At 51.7% G+C, this 17,133-nt stretch carries 5 protein-coding genes; 2 read left to right on the top strand and 3 right to left on the bottom strand.

All coding sequences use genetic code 11. The annotated features are described in order from the left end of the window. Positions 1 to 25 precede the first annotated feature (25 nt). Together HAL07_RS05160 and HAL07_RS08205 are read right to left on the bottom strand one after the other, a co-directional pair. Positions 26 to 7,630 carry an outer membrane protein gene (locus HAL07_RS05160; protein WP_053945359.1) on the bottom strand — a complete coding sequence of 2,535 codons (7,605 nt, stop codon included), beginning with the start codon at positions 7,628 to 7,630 and terminating at the stop codon, positions 26 to 28. 43 nt (positions 7,631 to 7,673) lie between these two features. Next, on the bottom strand, positions 7,674 to 7,997 hold the full coding sequence (locus HAL07_RS08205) for a hypothetical protein (protein ID WP_053945358.1): 324 nt from the start codon (positions 7,995 to 7,997) through the stop codon (positions 7,674 to 7,676). Between the two features lie 164 nt (positions 7,998 to 8,161). Between HAL07_RS08205 and HAL07_RS05150 the strand changes: the two genes are divergently transcribed. Both HAL07_RS05150 and HAL07_RS05145 read left to right on the top strand, forming a co-directional pair. After that, positions 8,162 to 8,365, top strand: a complete 204-nt coding sequence (locus HAL07_RS05150) for a hypothetical protein (protein ID WP_053945357.1) — start codon at positions 8,162 to 8,164, stop codon at positions 8,363 to 8,365. A 26-nt stretch (positions 8,366 to 8,391) separates the two neighbouring features. Further along, positions 8,392 to 16,236: an outer membrane protein gene (locus HAL07_RS05145; protein WP_053945356.1), complete on the top strand. Its 7,845-nt coding sequence runs from the start codon at positions 8,392 to 8,394 to the stop codon at positions 16,234 to 16,236. A 117-nt stretch (positions 16,237 to 16,353) separates the two neighbouring features. Here HAL07_RS05145 and HAL07_RS08025 read toward each other — a convergent pair. Beyond that, on the bottom strand, positions 16,354 to 17,133 hold a 780-nt coding region (locus HAL07_RS08025), incomplete at its 5' end, for a PBECR3 domain-containing polyvalent protein (RefSeq protein ID WP_503089850.1).

Genomic DNA, 17,133 nt, shown 5'->3' with positions numbered 1-17,133 from the left:
ACAAGGCCCCCCCTTGGTTTATAACTTAGAAGTTATAAACATAGTTGAAGAAGACGGACACATTGCGTTTGTAAGCAATGTCTAGTTTTTGACCAGCGGCGCTCACACCCTTGAAGTAGTAGTTGGTTGCAAGGGGGATTCTCAAGCCGATTTCAAACCCATTGTGCTTATTGACATTGGTCCTAAAGCCAATGTTGATCGGGATTTGGAAGTAGCTCGTGTTCATTGTGGCATGCCCACCTGTGGCGTTAAAGGCATTCATCATGGCTTGGTAATAGCTTTGGCCTTTGACCGCCCAGCTAGAGCCCTCAAGCATCAACCCAGCAAATAAACCGCTGGTGTATTTGCCATCTTTGCTCTCATAGAAGTTGTAAAGCGCATCCACACCCGCCCCATAGACGAAGTTATCCAATTCGCTGGCATCGCTGGTCATGAAAGTGCCGTGTTGGTAACTGAAGTTGGCGTAGTAGCGCACACCCCAGCGTTTCTTTTTGCCAAAGAATTGTTTATAACCAAACTGCACATCGATGCCATACATGTTGCCATTGGAGTTCATGGTTTGCATGGGCATGTGTGAGGCGGCATAAGTGATACCGCGGTTAGCGAGCATTTGGCTCATCTTCAACTGCGCCGCTTTAGCGTAGATGAGAGCACTTTGGATTTTGCCAAGCAAGCTTGCGGCCGCTTCGACTTGTTGGGGGGTTAGGCTGTTAGGATCGCTAAAGCCTTTTTGTTCAGCTTGCACCTTGGCGACTAAAGTGCCTAAGCCATCCACGCTCGCGGTATTGACTCCGGGTTGGCCTTGGTTGGCTGCCAACTGATTCACGAGAGATTGTTGGAGGTTTTCTAATTGGTGGATCACCCCAATTAGGTTATTCATCGCGCTGGTGTAGTTGATGGTGGGGCTAGCAATTTGCGTATAAACGGCTTTAAGCGCACCAAAGGCGCTTTGCGCCTGTTGGTCCGTGCTGGTGGAGTTTGCCACCGCTTGGGTCATGCCCTCGAGCAACTGCACCACTGTGGAACTTTGTTTAGCGAGCAAGGTGGCTTGGTCGTCGATCAAAGTGGTGACATTTTGGAAATAGGTTTGCGCCGTGTCGCTTGTGGCTCCACCGACAGCAGCAAGCGAGGTGAGCGCGCTCGAGGCTGCATTGTTGGCAGCAAGCATGCCCAAGAGCATTTTAGCCTCAGCCCCCACAGGGGTGTTGGGGTTGATGGTGGGTAAATTGCCATTGGCGGTTGTCATCGCACCTAAGAGTTTATTGATCGTGTTGATGCTCGTGGTGCTAAGTTGCCCCTTGCTCACCGCAACACCACTGGCAGGGTTTAACACTCCATTAAGGTTGTGCATGCTCGCGGCGTTGGCGATGGCGGTTTGGAGCACATCTTGGATCGTGGTTTTGCTATTGAGCAAGCCACTCAAGCCGGACTTACCGGTCTGCCCTGTAGCTGCTTGGCTGTAGGTCTGTGCTTGGTTTAACATATTGCCTAAAGTGGTGTTGAGCAAGGTCTGTTGCATAGCAGAGGTGAAATCACCGCTGCTGTTGGCAAGCACTTGAGCGGCCGCTTGGGCTAACTGGGCAGGAGTAGCCGCACTCATGAGAGTGGCAATGTTATTGAAAGAGGGGTTGCTGATAGTGCCACTGCTGGTGATGAGACCCATATCGCTTGCCAAATAAAAAGCCATCAGCCCTGCTAGGCTGGTGCCTGCACCTGCGGCACTAGTGGGGATGGGGCTTATATTAGGGCTAGCACTGCTTAACCCATTGTCTAGGCCGTATTGCACGAGGGCTTGGGTGGCAGTGGCCAGTGCCCCTGAGTTGCTTGCCCCGCTCGCGGTTTGGCTGTTAAAAAGGGCGTTGGCGTTTTGCACGATGCTATTGATGGCGTTATAGACGGTATCGGAGCTAATGGCCCCAGAGCCACTAGACCCCCCCAACTGTCCACCATCTTTCACCGCTCTTAGTGCGTTGTCGTAGTTGGTGTTCCAAGCTAGGGCGTTTTTGAGCATCTGATCCACACTGGCCGTGAAATTGGGGCTGTTGAAGTTAGGTACGCCTACGCGCACTCCCTGTTTAAAGGTGGCGTTTAGGCTTTGCAAAGCCCCGCCCTGACCCACAAATTGATTGAGGTTCTCGAGGAATTGTTGGGCAATGGTTCCAGAGGTGAGTTTTTCAGCATTGTCTTTGCCCAAGACTGGCGTGATGAGACTTGTTAAATCCGTGAGAAGAGCAGGTGTAGTACCCACCGCAGTGGCAAAAGTGGAGGGGCTGGCCAAATACTGCGCTAAAGTGCTGCTGCCCTCTAAGGCTTTGACAAGCCCACCCACCACATTGACAGCGGTTTGGTTCATTGAAGTGAGGCCATCGGCATTCCCCGAGCCCATGCCAGAGGGAAGGGCACCGTTCATGTCATAGATGTTGGAACCGGTGGTTTGATGAAAGATAGTCACCAAACCGCCCGCAGTGCCTTGGATGGTAGCGCTTGAGCCAGTAGCCATGGCAGTGCCCATGACAGCTGTAACGGCTGTGATGCCGGCTTGGTTGTTTGTAAGGCCATTGGTTTGGCCAGAAACGGGGGTGAGCATGCCGGCCACATCCACAATGCTTTGGGCGACATTTAGGAAAGTTAGATTCGTTATAGCCGTTGCTCCAGTGGCTGCGGTGGTGTTAAATCCACTCCCAGTTCCCGTTGTGGTGATGTTGCTTAATTGCAAGTTGCCGGAGAGGTTAAGATGGGCCGCACTGGAGGTGGTTAAAGCGCCTAAAGCCGTGTTGATGGCGTTGTAGGCCCCTAGAGCGCCGTTGATAGAGCTTGTTAGGGCTGTGGTCACCACTTTATTATCGCTCACTGCGGCGGGAGTGAAGTAACCCGCAAGGTTGTAAATTGAGCTGGCGATGTTGTTAAGATCGGCCGCGGCTTGTGTACCTCCGCCAAAGGTGGGTGCGCTTAGGATCGAGTTGCTCGTGCTGTTTAGGTTGGTTAAATAGCTGTTCCACGCTTGGGCGTTGGCAATGTCGTTGCTAACCGTTGTCGAGAGGTTGGTAAAGGCGGTGTTGTTTAAATCAAAGGTGGTAGAAGTCCCGGGGCTGATCGTGCTTGAAGTGGCGACATTGAACAAGCCTGTGTTAGCATCCGCTCCAGTGGTGCTCACAAGGGCTTTAGCGGCCTCTTGATAGCCATCGCTTTTGAGCACTTGGTTTTGCTGCATGATCAAAGCGTAGGGGTTGTTGGCAATGGCCGCTTGCACCTGGGATTGCAAGCCCTGCAAGTACTCGTAGCGGTTCAAGAGGTTTTGTAAGTTGTTGATCGCTGTGGTCCCAACAGAATTACCCGTTAGGCTGTTGTAAGAGGTGTTGCCTTGGAGGTAAGCAATCACATCGCCGGCGATTTTTGCGCCATTGCCATCTGTCAAGTTGTTGAGCAGCTGCACATTGTGGTTGTAGCTGTTGATCGCATTGATGACGGTGGTTGCGCTGGTTACGGCAGTACTTTTCCCAGTCACGGGGTTTGTCAAGTCGGCGGGGTTGATTTGGGCTAAGAGGTTGCCAAGAGCCGTGGCCGCCGCGATCGCGTTGCTGAGGTTGGTTGCGCTGTTGATGGTATTAGCCCCCCCCACTGTCAAGACATTAGAGCCACTAAGCCCACCCACAACGCTGATTAGATCATGGTTGGCAGTGATCAAAGAGTTAGCATCTTGGATCACTTGGGCGATGCCACTAGCGGTGCTCAAATCCTGCTTGGTAGAAAGCAAGTTGTTAAGGCCAGCTACTGGGCTGGTAGCACTACTACTTATCCCCATTACCCCTTGATAGGCTGCCCAAACATATCCCGCATTGGTAGAACCGCCGCTGATAAGGGAGGCTAAAGCTTTTGTGGCTTCAGAACTAGCTGTGGAAGCGTCAATTGCACCACTAGACAATTGTTGTCCAATGGGGAGCAAGGCGTTGATTACAGAGACTAAAGTAGTGCCAGAGTTGTAATAACTTGGATTCGTGAGCGCTTTATAAGCAGTTGCAGGAGAGGAACCGTAGCTGGCATTTGTTGTCGTAGCAATCGCCCCTGCAAAACCATTATTACTACCGCTTTGTGTCCCAAACGCCCCATTGTAGCTCGTGCTGATCGCATTAGAGGTTAAAATCCCCCCTGAAAGCAGGCTGTTGATGGTGTTGAGATTGGCGAGGTTGGTGAGCTCATGCGTCCCATTGGTGTTTAAGGCCAAGCCCGTACCTCCCCCACCAAGCCCAAAGGTGTTGGGATTCACGGTCACCGTGCTGTTGTTCATGTTGCTGATGGTTTGGACCACCCCATTGTTAAAGAGGTTGTTGGCATTCGTGCCACTATAAAGCGTGCCCACAGCTTTATTCAAATCCGCCACGAGCCCTTGCACAGTGGAGATGTTGAAGCTAGAGCTGTTGCCCCCCACAAGCAAGGGCAGAGCATTAGAAAGCTGGCTGTTTAGGGTATTGACCGCCGCGTCAGCAAAGCCCAAGTTTTGCACGGAGCTAATGGAGCTGCCAAGCAAGCTAGACAAGCCGATATTAAGACCCGCTTTGCCTGTGGTGTTGGTGCCCATGTTTTCATAGTTGGCGATTTGGGCTTTGAGGGCTTGGATTTGGCTACTGATGTCGGCGACAGTGAGTTTGCCATCCAAGAAGTTTTGGCGTGCGCTCACCCCTGTGGCTGCTCCGATTTCTTTAGCAAGAGTGGGGAGTTGTCGGAGATAGCCAAGCACTGCATTAGCCTGACTAGGATTAGTGAGAGCACTGACATTGAGTCCCTGAATGACTGTTGTCATATCAGATTGGATGCTTTTGGCCGTCTTGATGAGAGCTTCAACCGTACTGGCACTCGTGGCGCTATTCTCAAAGGCGACCGTTTTTCCACCAACACCAGTATTGAGGGCATGAATCAATCTGCCAATGGGGGAGCCAGCAAATTTGGTAGAATCTGTAACAACCGAGGCCCGTGCGCCTGTGAGAACACCTAAAAGGGTGATCACAGAACTTTTAGCACCAGCAGGGAGGGTATTCAAAGAAGTACCCACCGCAGCATCGACAGTCTGTGCATTACGGCCGCTAGTACCTATAATGCTTGTCAACACATTCGCCAAGTTAAAGCTGGTACCAGCGGTCAGCTGATCGATCAACACAACGCTCTTTGCAAGAGTTTGGGCATCGCTAATGTTTGCAAAGACAGTTGGAAGCTGGCCCGCAGTAAGAGAGCTGAGCGCAGAGGCACTCGCGGTGAGGGTAAAATTGCCAAGTGCATTATTGAGATCGTTTAAACCGCCGGCGATTTGGGCTTTGGTGGCCGAAGGCTCAAACATACTGGGCCCCATCGCATTGATGATTTTAAGTGCACCCACGGGCAAATTGGAAGCCACAAAGTTGTTATTTAAGGCACTGGCGATCGCCGCCTTCGTTTGGGCGATGAGGCCGTCTTGATTCACGCCAGCATTTAAAGCGTTGTAAAGATAATTGAGCGCGCTGGCTTGGGCTTGTTGCACGCTGATGGGGGAATTGGAGTAATTTCTCGTGATCGCGCCCACATAGCTGTTGAGCAAGTCCTCTGAGTGGAAGATGGCTTGGATGTTGTTGAGTTGTTGCGCCTGATTATTGGCCGCATCGGCTTGCCCGTTGGCGTCGTTTTGCGCCCCGCTGTTAAACATCACATTTGCCGCGGCGTTGTTGATGCCCTGCGTCAAAATGTTGCCAAGCAAGCTAGAGCTAGAGAGCATTTTGCCTAGCGCCGTGCTGTTGGTGTTGTAACTCATCGCATAGCCCAAGAGTTGCCCCAAAGCCGTGTTGTAGGCGCTGTTGTAGCTGCTTTGGTTGCTAATGCGGGTGGTGATCCAAGAAGTGTTGGTGTTATTTGCAGCTGGACCTGTGATGGGGTAAACAGTGGTGCCGGAGACAGGCTGAGAAGTGCCATTGCCCGCTTTCACATTGTCAGAAGTGGAGCTTGCGGTTGTATCTACCCCGTTAGTGTTAAGATAGCCTGCGAGCTTGTCTAAGAGTGTGGTTAAGCTGGCGTAGCTTGAGGAAGAGCCGTTGCCAAAGGCGTTAAAGAGTTGCCCCAAGCCCGTAGCACTAATTGAGCTATCGGTAAAAGTTGTGGCGGCGGTAAAAGCACCGGTAAGGCTTGCCCCAGAAGCCAAACCACTAGAAGCAGTGCTTAAAAGATTATTGACCTCTAGGGCCTTGATCAAAGTGTCGCCCAAATTAGAGGTACCAAAGACGGTTTGGAGTTTGCCAAGACCTGCTGCCACCGCTGTGTAGGCGTTGTAAATGGCCTGGTAGCCACTCCCCATAGGGGCGTTGTTGTTGATTTTTTGGGCGCCGCTAGTGTAATTGGTGTTAGGATTGACAAGGCCCTGCAAAGCGGTTTGCAGATTGGCAGCGGTTTGTGACCCACTTAAATTACTCAAAGCAGTGAGTACGGCGTTGAGATTGGCCGCTGCGGTGGAGGTGCTCGCCGCGTTGCTGTTGCTCACATCTTGCAAAGGCGTGTTGAGCACGCTATCGGCGATGATCTGCAAGTCTTGTACAAAAGTCTGGCTCGAACCCCCCGGTGTTGATTGTAGGGTTGTCATGAGGGTAACATAGTTGGGGTTGATCTTAGTCGCGCTCAAAGCAATCCCGCCACCGGCAATGTCGCTATTGATTTGGTTAATGGCACTCAAGGTGTTGAGCGCGCCGCTAGCGACCTTGTAGGTTGTCCCTGTGCCATCGCCGGCCACGCTGTCTTGGAATAAAAACTTGTCCGTCGTACCAAAGGCACCGCTTAAACCCAAAACACTGCTAAGGCCACTTAGAGCCGTGCTAAGCCCTGAGCTCGCGCTCACAAACTGCCCACCCACAGAGCTGATAGTGCCCAAAGCGGTGTTTAAATCCCCGCTGTAAGTTGTGAAAGAGCCTTGGGTATCTGTGTTATAACTTAGAGTGTTGATCGCATCGGTGAGTTGGGTGATGTTGGTGTACACCCCACCAGCTAGGGCATTCACTTGGTTAGTGGTGTAGGCTGTCCCGATTTGAGAGGCCGTCAATGCGCCCTTCACTGAGGCCGTGTTGCCTGGCCCTTGGTTGCTGATGTTAAAGTAGTTGTTGGTGATGGCGGTGTTGGGGCTTAAGATATTGTTAGCCGCGCTCACACCTCCAAAGGCCGTGCGCGCGCCATAGGCACCTGCGGCGTTGCCTTGCAAGATTTGCTCAAGGCTATTCGCCGCTGAAAGGCTATAAATGCCTAGCTGATCCGTGTTGGGGTTGCCTGTGAGACTGCTGGGCAGATCACCGATCAGGCCATTGAGCAAGCCACCACTTCCATAAAGTTGGTTGCTGGCGTTGCTAGGGTTGTTTAGCGCCCCCGAAACTCCATAGCTAGGGGTAGCCCCGGGAATTCCGGGATTCGTGATGGGTGCGGTGGTGGGATTTTGCCATGCGGCACCAGTGGGGCCGTCGAATGAGCCACTGGTGTTCATGCTGTAGTTGCCCCCCAAAATACCGCTGATGGAATTGACCATGCTCACCACATCTACATCAGTGGCATCTGCAGAGGGCGCAAATCCAAAGCAAGAGAGCAAGGCCAAACTCAAGGTGGTTTTAAATGTTCTTTTCTTACGGCTTTTCATAGTTTCTGTGTCCTTTGTTTGTGTTGTGCGGCGTTAGGATTGTCTAGTTACAGTTGGCACCTACGCAGAGCGTATCGTTCGCCTGTGGCTTGGTGTAGCTGTTTGGGCTGCCAGAGGGTGTGGGGGCCAAATTAGGGTTGGCTCCGGGAGCTTGGTTGGCAAACATATTGGGTTGTTGCCCTACGCCCATCGCGCCCATCGCCCCATTCGTGCTTTCAGCTCTTGTCATATTCGAATACTGAAACCCCACACTTCCATAGAAACCGGAGTTTTCAGCAGAGAGCGGAGAAGTCAGGGCTAAAAAGCCAATGCCTAGAGAAAGAAAAGTGAGTTTTCTAAGATTTGGTTTAAATGCATTCACATTCATGTTAATCCTTTCACGAGATTTAGAAATAAAAACACTCGAACGAGTATGGGATATTAGGATAAATAGGCTTATTGCTTGCTTAATTTTTCTCTTTTTTGCAAATTGTGTAGCTCTCTGCTGAAAACTCCGGTTTCTATGGAAGTGTGGGGTTTCAGTATTCGAATATGACAAGAGCTGAAAGCACGAATGGGGCGATGGGAGGGGTGATGATGCCCCAAACCCTCAATGGCAACCCCTATTTGGGCGCGAGCTCCACGGCCACTGCCACAGATCCTAACTTCAGTGGTAACACCAACAATGTGACCAATTATAGCGGGACCACTTCCATCCCTCAAGGCGGCATCCCCTCTTACAGCCAAGTTAAATAACACCAACCTCAAGGACGCAACAACCCATGAAAAAAAACACAAAACGCAAACCTTATAAGTACACCGTCAGCCTCGCCCTCGCCAGCTGTTTTGGCTTTGTGCCTAGCCTAGATGCGGTGGACTCCACCCCTCAAGGTCCCATGAATGTAAATCAGCTCGTGCAGTCCGTCTCCAGCATCCTAGGAGGGCAGTATAACCCCACCAACTCCTCCCCCACGCAAACCAGTTTCGGCTCAAGTGCAGCCGGCACCATCTATGTCAATGACCAAGGCAATGCCGTGGGGCTTGGGACTTCTGGGACTTGGACCACTGGGGGCAGCTGGAACACCACTACCGGTGCCACCACCAGCGGTCTTAACAACAACCCCACCATCAGCAACTACAATCTCTACGGCAAAGACGGTTTGTTGAGTAATTTTAACGACTCCAATGGCGTTGGCCTTAATTACAACTACACCAACCCCCTAGCTAGCTTGGGAAATCAATTCTCCTTAGCCAGCCTTTATTATGGCTACCGCACCGCCTTGGCGGGGGCAACAGGCGCAAACAACCTTTTAAATCCCGGCACTGCCATCACCAACAACTACTACACGACTTTAAACGGTGCCTCTGCCATCAGCGGGGCTAAGGGCAATCTTGGTACTTCTTTGCTCAACAACGCTGGGCAACAAACTCAAGTCAATGCCCTTTTGACCAGCCTTTACACCACCATCACCAACATCAACAAAGCCATCAATGTTTCAGGCACGGGGGCAACGGGGGTGGCTAACTATGTCGCCGACTACAGCTCTAGCGGGGCGGTGGGCTCTACGGGGGCAACCTTTTTAGGCGCGCTCAATAGCATCGCCAGTGACAATGGCAACGCCAGCTCTTTAAGCGGTCTAGCCTCTAGCATCAACACTCTTTCTACTGCTCTTGGCATCAAAGCCCTAGGCACGAGCGATCAAGTAACCGCCAACACCGCCATCTTTGGTGCCACCCCACAAACTCTAGGCAACAGCACCTACACAGTGTCCGGTGCAGCCCTCACTGCCTTGCAAAACATCGACACCTTGCAAGGTCTTGTGAATGGGGGGATCGTCACGACCCAAACTCCCCAAAATTCGACCACAACCAACTACATCTCCAACGCGAATTACACCGCCGCTTACACGCTTTACAACGCACAAAGCAGCAACTTAAATGTCATCACCAACAACATCTTAAATGGGGCGAGTGTCAGCCAAGTGGCCGCGGCGATCGATGCTTTAAATAAAAATGGGTTTGGGGTCGCCAACGCCGGCCAGTTGCAAACCGCCCTCAATGGCTTGGTCAATCCCAGCCAATATAAAGCGGTCTATGACGCTTACGATGCCATCGCTAAGGCGATCACTGATAGCCAAACCAACGCCTCATCCAGCAAACCTAGCTACACCGCCATTTTCACCAATGCGACCACCAACGCCGCCATCATCAACAGCCTCGTCCAGTTTGGCGATGCGTACACTCAACTTACCAATTCTGGCAACACTGCGGTGAGTGTGGGCGGTGGTAGCCTATTTAATTTGCTCCAAGGGGGTGTGTCTAGCAACAATGCACAAGCACAAGCCCTTTACAACGCCTTAAACGGCACCTCTTCGGCGCTCAACGCCCTCAACGCCGCTTTGAGCGCACTTAAAGGGGTGTCAAACGACAACACTGCGGCTAACCCCCTTTATGTCAGCAGCACAACGACCACGAATGGCTCAGGCACTGCGCAAAATAAGAACAGCCAATACCCCATCAATGGCGCAGGGACAAACGCCTCCCCCACCATCACCTCCTACACCACCACAAGCGCGGCAAACACCACCGCCCTCACTAAGGCAGAGTATACTGCGCTCTCTAGCTTGCTAGGCAATGCCATCACCTATAGCAGTGGCCAAAGCACTCTAGCCGGGCTCTTAAAAGGTGGGGGGTCTGTTGCACAGCAGATCTTGACTGTGGGCTTGCAAAATGCAGCGGCAAATAGCCTTTTAGGTGCTGATAACACCACCAACCCAGCCGCGACCACCATCAACCAAATCAAGGCGATCTATGGCTCGCAAGAGTTGCTCAGCGCCTACATCGGGGCTGCCCTTAACCCTAATAACAATATCAAGCCCGACACGCAAGCACAGATTTTAACCGGCTTGAACCAAGCCTTGAGTGCAAGCCAAGCGGACAATGGGCTCATCGCCCAGACCGTCGGTACCATTAAGGGGTTGTTGAATTCAAGTACCCTAGGCAATGCCAACATCACCGCACCGAGTTTAGCGACACTTGCAACGGATTTAGGGGTGAGTTCTGGTACCCCCTTTAAGGGCACTGCCACAATCTCTGAGATCAGTGCAGCTTTGAGTGCGATGACTGAGCTAAAAGGCATAGTCGCTGGCAGCGACGCAGCTGGCATGTCCGCTGCTGCCACAGCGGCAAAAGCCACCGATTTTGCCTCCAACTTGCAACTTGTGGTGGATAACATAAGCGAGATCACGATTAAGGCGACCAGTGCCACTGCCACTGCCACCACCCTAGCTACGGTTTTCAACGGCTTGAGCAGCACCGCAGGTCCCATTGATGACAAAATCACAGTGGCTGGTCCTAACAAAACTCAGGTAGAAGCCGCCATTGTCTCCTTGCTTGGGGGCACGGCGGGGATGAGTGGCAACTCTGCTACTTCCAACCCCCTAACAGCCTTTACCGCTGCTACCAGTGCCTACACCAACATTAGTGATCTCAGCACAGAGGTGACAAATGTCATCAATTTAGCCACAAAAATCGATGCTGTCACTACAAATGCTGTTTCTGCTTGGGGGAGCACTTTCTTGGGCTCTGGCATTGTGGGGGGTAGCCTTAGCAACATCGCCACTGCGCAAAGCGCGATCACCACTTACGACAATAAAGTGGCAGCCAGCTTCACCCCCAGCCAACAACAAGATTTCGTGAGCGGTTTGGCAAGCAACCCCAAAACGACCATCCAAACCTTGCAAGCCGAGGCGCAGAACTACTTAAACGCCTACAACGCTTGGAAAGAACTTGGCAACGGCGCCAACGCCACATGGAATAGTAGTGGGGTGCAACTCAGCTCCAACACCCTAAGCTCCTTGCTTTCTGCAGCCGGGGCGAAACCGGGCATCGATCTAGGCTTTGCCACCACAGCGGCTAATGGCATCCAAGGTGCTTTAGATGCCATCAAAACTGCAGTGGGCAATACAACCTTCACCAGCAGCAGCTTCTCTAAATCGTTAAGCACTCTAGGAGCGATCGACACCAGCGGCACAACCTTATACAATCTCAACACCGCTGTGGCCGCCCTTTTCAAAGCCGACCCTAAATTCTTCGCTGCAGGCACGCAAACCACTGCCAGTGCGGGCAACCTAAACAACATCAGCAATATTTATGTCGGCAACCTCGTTTTACAAAACGGGGCAGTGCAAGGTAACCCCTCTGAAGGCATCGGCTCTACGAGCGTGGGCGGTGGCTTTCAACAAAACCCCTCGGCTAGCGCTTACTTCACAAACTTGGTGAACTTAAACACCATCACCGACTTGTTGGGCAATGTCGTGGGCGGGACAGCTAGCAACCCAGCCATCAGCAGCAACTACACCACCGCCTTTTCTACTAGCGTCACCAATGGCGCTGGTAGCACTGCCAATGGGGTTGTCAATGGCGTGATGAACTACACCAGCAGCACTGCCAACAACTTCGCCTACCTCACTAGCCCCGCATCTGGTTTTAAAACCGGTGAAGATGCCACGCTCTTTGTGCAAGAGCTCATCAAATTGGGCAACGCGATCGGCCCTGGCGTGACATTAGGCAACATCTCGACAGCAGATATGAATGCCCTCAAGGCGTTCTTCACAACTCCGGGGAATGGGACTTCTAGTGGCGACCTTTACAACGCCCTCACCGCTTGGCGTGCCATCGCCTTTGCGTCCTCTAGCGCTCCAGCGGGGACACAAAGCTTGCTCACACAAATGGGAACCTTAGTGGGCGATGCCAGTGCCGCGACCAGTGCTACGGGTGTCATCCAGCTCTTAAACGATGCCAACAATCTATACAACGCCAACGCTGGCCTCACCGGCTCTAGTGGGTTGGCTGGAGCACAAGTTAGCAATAGCTTGCTCAGTGTCAATAGCACCAATGCAGCGGCGTTTAACCAAGCCACCAATGCTGCCACAGCTCTAGGGCAACTCATCAGTGCGCTCAAAGACGGAGGCGTGAGCTCTAGCAACAGCGCAAGCACTGTGGCTGGCAATGTCATCGGGCTCATCCAAGATTTAAACACTTATAACCACAACATCGCCCTCTTAAACAACCTCGCCCCCACCAGCACAGGGGCGCAAGCTGGGGCGAGCGTGGCTTCGCAAATCCTAAACTACTTGCAACAAAATACAAGCATGGGCAATGTCTTGCAAACCGCGAGTCAAGCGAATGCCCAAAAATTAGAAGGCTTGCTCAACCGCTTGCAATACCTCCAAGGCTTGCAAGCCCAAGTACAACAGGCCATCGACAACAACCCCTATGCGCTGGTGATGGGCAAAAGCCAAGCCGCCAGCTCCACGGCTTTGCAAGCCTCTGGTAAGGCTCTTACTAGCTCTACGGGCTTGTTCAACACTGCCACGGGCAACACGCTCTTTAGCTCTAAGACAGCAGATGGGGTCACCACCTACACTCCCACAAGCGACATGAGCTCTAACTTTGCCAGCTTGGATGGCACCATGGGTTATCAAATGGCGAATTTGAGCAATTACAATGGTTTGATCGCCGATTTGAGCAACTCCAGCAGCAGCATTCTATTAAACCCTAACTCCACCGTTGAGCAGAGCGCGGCGCAAACTGCATTAAACAACATCGCTAAAAGCGTCTATAACATCACCAACTACTTTGCGCCCGTGAGCGCGCCCACGGCTGCTGGGGGCACAAGCGCGAACACCTCGAGCTTTAACACCATCAGCAACGCCTACACAACCATGAACAGCGCATTGGGCTTAAACCCCGGGCAAACGGCTAACAGCACCATCACCGGGATTTTCTCTACGGGTGCTAGTGGGGCTGCTGGCTCTGGGGCTGTGTCTTCTCTCTCTAGTTTCTTGACCGCTTCAACAGAACAAGCCGGTGCGGCCACCAATAAATCCACCGTGTTGCAAGGCATGCAAGCGATTGTCGATCTTAACGGCTTGTTTGGTTCGATCCAATCCAACGCTGCTGGCAACGCTGCCTCCACAGGCTACACTAATTTTACAAACAGCATCGCGACTTTGAGCAGTGCGGGCCAACCTAGCAACAACATCACAGCTGCCACTGGGGGGGCTATCAACGCTGCCATTGCAAACTTGATGTCTAATTTCAACCAAACCTCCGGTGGCAGCACCAACTACGCGACTAACGCGAGTCTCACCTATCAGTACAGCGGCAAGATGGTGCAGGTCTTGCAAGCTTTGGAGAACAACCCCACTGCCGCTAGCCTCATCAACAGCTCTACTGCCATTGATGCGACCGCTGTTAATAATAATTTTACGGGGAGCAGTGCAAAGACAGCGGCATGGACAAGCCTACAAAATGCTTTGACAAGCATTGTGGGCAAAGAGAATGCTGGAAATGTCGCCCCCAGTGTCTCAAGTGCAGCCAACACCGTCACCCTTTTGCAAGCGGCGCAAAAACTCGTGGGCCTTGAGGGCGTAACTGGCGGGGCTAAAACAGATGGGGGCTCTGGATCTCTAGCGGGATTGTTACAAATCCTCAACTCTGGCATGGCTAACTACATCGCCCCCAACAGCGCCAACATCGTCAATGCGATCCCCCAGCTCATCCAAAAGGCACAGACTTTAGAAGCGCTTTACACAACCATCCAAGCCTCCACTGTGGCTTCAGCTGCTGCCAACTCCACTGTCCTTCTCCCGGGCTCTGCGGCTGCTGATACTGCTATAGGCATTAAACCCTCTGAATACCAAATCATCAGCCAAATCGTAACCCAAGCAGACGCGATCATGAGCAATAGCACTTCTTCTTCTAGTGCCACCGACACAGGCGGGGTGTTAAACACCGATCAAGCTGCCTTGCAGTACGCGCAAAGCCAGACTTCTAGCACTGCTTCTATCCCTAAATCTAACGCCCTAAGCAGTGCTTCCTTTGCCGGACTCGTGGCTTATGAGTTGCAACAACAAAACCCAGGGGTCTCTGCCATCAAAGACGTAACCCAAGCAGGGGCCGCCATCACTGCTGCCACCCCAGCACAACTCAGTGCTGCCGTCAATGCGGCTCTGTCTAACTCTGCGCTCACCACAACGATGATGCAACCCGTGGTCGATAACGCCCTCAAAAGTGTTTTGGAGCAAATTAGCACCTACACCAACAACAGCAATACGCTCCAACCCATGCTCAATAGCTCTAAAGCCAGCATACAGGGCATCTTAAATGCGGCTTTAAACAACGCCTCCAGCCTACAAGGCTTGCTCAGTAAATTAAACCCCAGCGCCACTGATTTGAGTGGGGGCAATGTTTCTAGCACGGGGCTTTCTAGCACGGGGCTTTTACCGTCCAAAATCATCGCTAAAATCGAGCAAACTTTAGCCAACATGAAAACCAACAGCGCGACCTACACCGCCGCCAGCACCGCGATCCAAAACGGTACCTCTGCAGCCGCTAAACAAGCGCAACAAATTGAGGCGGCGATCACAGCCCAAAATGCGATGAACGCTAACCTAAATGCACTCACCATATTGGGCAACACGCAGTTTAACTCCCAAACGGTCGGCAACTACCTTAACGAGGTCGCCACCGTTACCCAAGCGCAGGCTGAGTACATGGCGGCCAACTACAACTTGCCCGCCTTGATGGCTCAATTAAACGGCTTGAAAAGCGATTTTGACAGCAACAATGGGCAAGGGGTGTTTAAAGCCATTGCAACGGCTTATCAAACCATCATGCAAAGCGGCAATCTTAACCCCTCAGCCGCCACACAATCTCTTGCAAACTTGGTTAGCGATATCAGCTCTTTACAAGATCAAGTCGTTAACGCCCTCGCAGGGCTTATGCAACAAAACGGCGCAGGACAAACCCAACAAAATGGCGGAGCCCAAGTGATGGCATCGGTGAAAGGTGGAGGCGAGGCGCATAGCGGCGTGCTCATGGTGACTCTTGACAAACAAGGGGGTGGTAGCAAGCTCTTTGAAATGCCCGCTGGCAACCCTCAACAGCAAATCAACGCCCTCAAAACCTTGTTGCAGAATTTGCAATCGACTTCTGCTTTCGCTAAGGCGAGCTTGATGAAGCTTAACAGCGATCTGAAGAGCATGGCAGTGGCAACCACCAGAACTGCCTCTCACATGCCCATGCAAACCATGAACTCCAATGGCAACATGTATGGCATCGATGTGCAGTTTGGTTATAAACAATTCTTTGGCAAAAAGAAACGCTGGGGTGTGCGCTACTACGCCAACTTCAGTTACCAACACGGCACTTTCATGACCAGCGATGCCAGCGAATTGGATAACTTCGTCTATGGGGCGGGTGTGGATGCGCTTTACAACTTCTATGAGAGCAAAGATGGCAAATACACCAGCGGTTTATTTGCTGGGTTGATGCTTGAGGGCTCTAGCTGGGCGGTCAAAGGCCAAAGCTATTACCAAGCCATGATGAATGCCTTTAACGCCACAGGTGGGCATGCCACAATGAACACGAGCTACTTCCAAATCCCGATCAACATTGGCTTTAGGACCAATGTCAATAAGCACAATGGGTTTGAAATCGGCTTGAGAATCCCCCTTGCAACCAACTACTACTTCAAGGGTGTGAGCGCCGCTGGTCAAAAACTAGACATTGCTTACAAACGCAATGTGTCCGTCTTCTTCAACTATGTTTATAACTTCTAAGTTATAAACCAAGGGGGGGCCTTGTGCTCCCTTGAGTTTGCCTTTAGATTTTGCCTTAAGCTCGTCTTTAAGAGGGGGCTACGCCCCCTTTCTTGTTTTTAAGTGATCTTTCTTGCTTTAGCCTTTCCAAAAGTGAAAAATAAACTGAAAAATCCTAACCCATGAAACATCATGTTTTTTTTGTGCATCTGCCTTTTTTAACTCTTCAGGGCTTAGGCTCTTTAGGTAGTTTTTCCCCTGTGCTGTGGTTTGCTTTTTAAGGGTTGGGGTGGTAGGCTTAGATAAGTCCATAGCAGTATCTAAGGAATCACCCGTGTTTAGCGGGCGTGAATCCGCCACATCGTGGTTACTGATGGACTTTTTAAACTCTTTGGCATTGGCTAGTTTCCCGTTTTCCTTATACATCGTTTTTAGGGTTAATTGGTTATTTTTCGTGCCTATCACCTCCACCACCGCCATATACCCGTTAATCTGTTTGCCGATTAAAAGATACTTGCCCTTAGGCGTGTCCTCTACCTTCATTAAGTCGCCATGATTGATGATGTCCGGGTAAATGGCGATGTCTGCACTCGTGATAGGCGGTTGTCCATTCTTGGCTAGTTTAGAATCCACCCCATGCCTTTGCTCAATGTGCTTTAGCGCGTCCCCGTCAAAAACCATTTTAACAGGCTTATTGGGGTCAAACCCTAAATGTTCGATGATTTGCGGGTTTGTGAGCTCGCCTAGCCACACCTTCTCGTTTTTGCGCCTCTTAACCTCCTCTAAGAACTCGGGGGTGATGTCCTCTTTGCTGACTTTTCTTAGGGGCTTGTTAGGGTCGAATACATCTCCACTATCCGCTCTATCGCCTCCATTCCCTCCACTCTCCCTAAATGGCTTCTTGTTGTTTCCTCCCCC

Origin of the sequence: Helicobacter ailurogastricus, assembly GCF_001282945.1 — a bacterium.
Classification (GTDB): Bacteria; Campylobacterota; Campylobacteria; order Campylobacterales; family Helicobacteraceae; genus Helicobacter; species Helicobacter ailurogastricus.
This window is presented reverse-complemented; position numbering and strand designations above follow the sequence as displayed.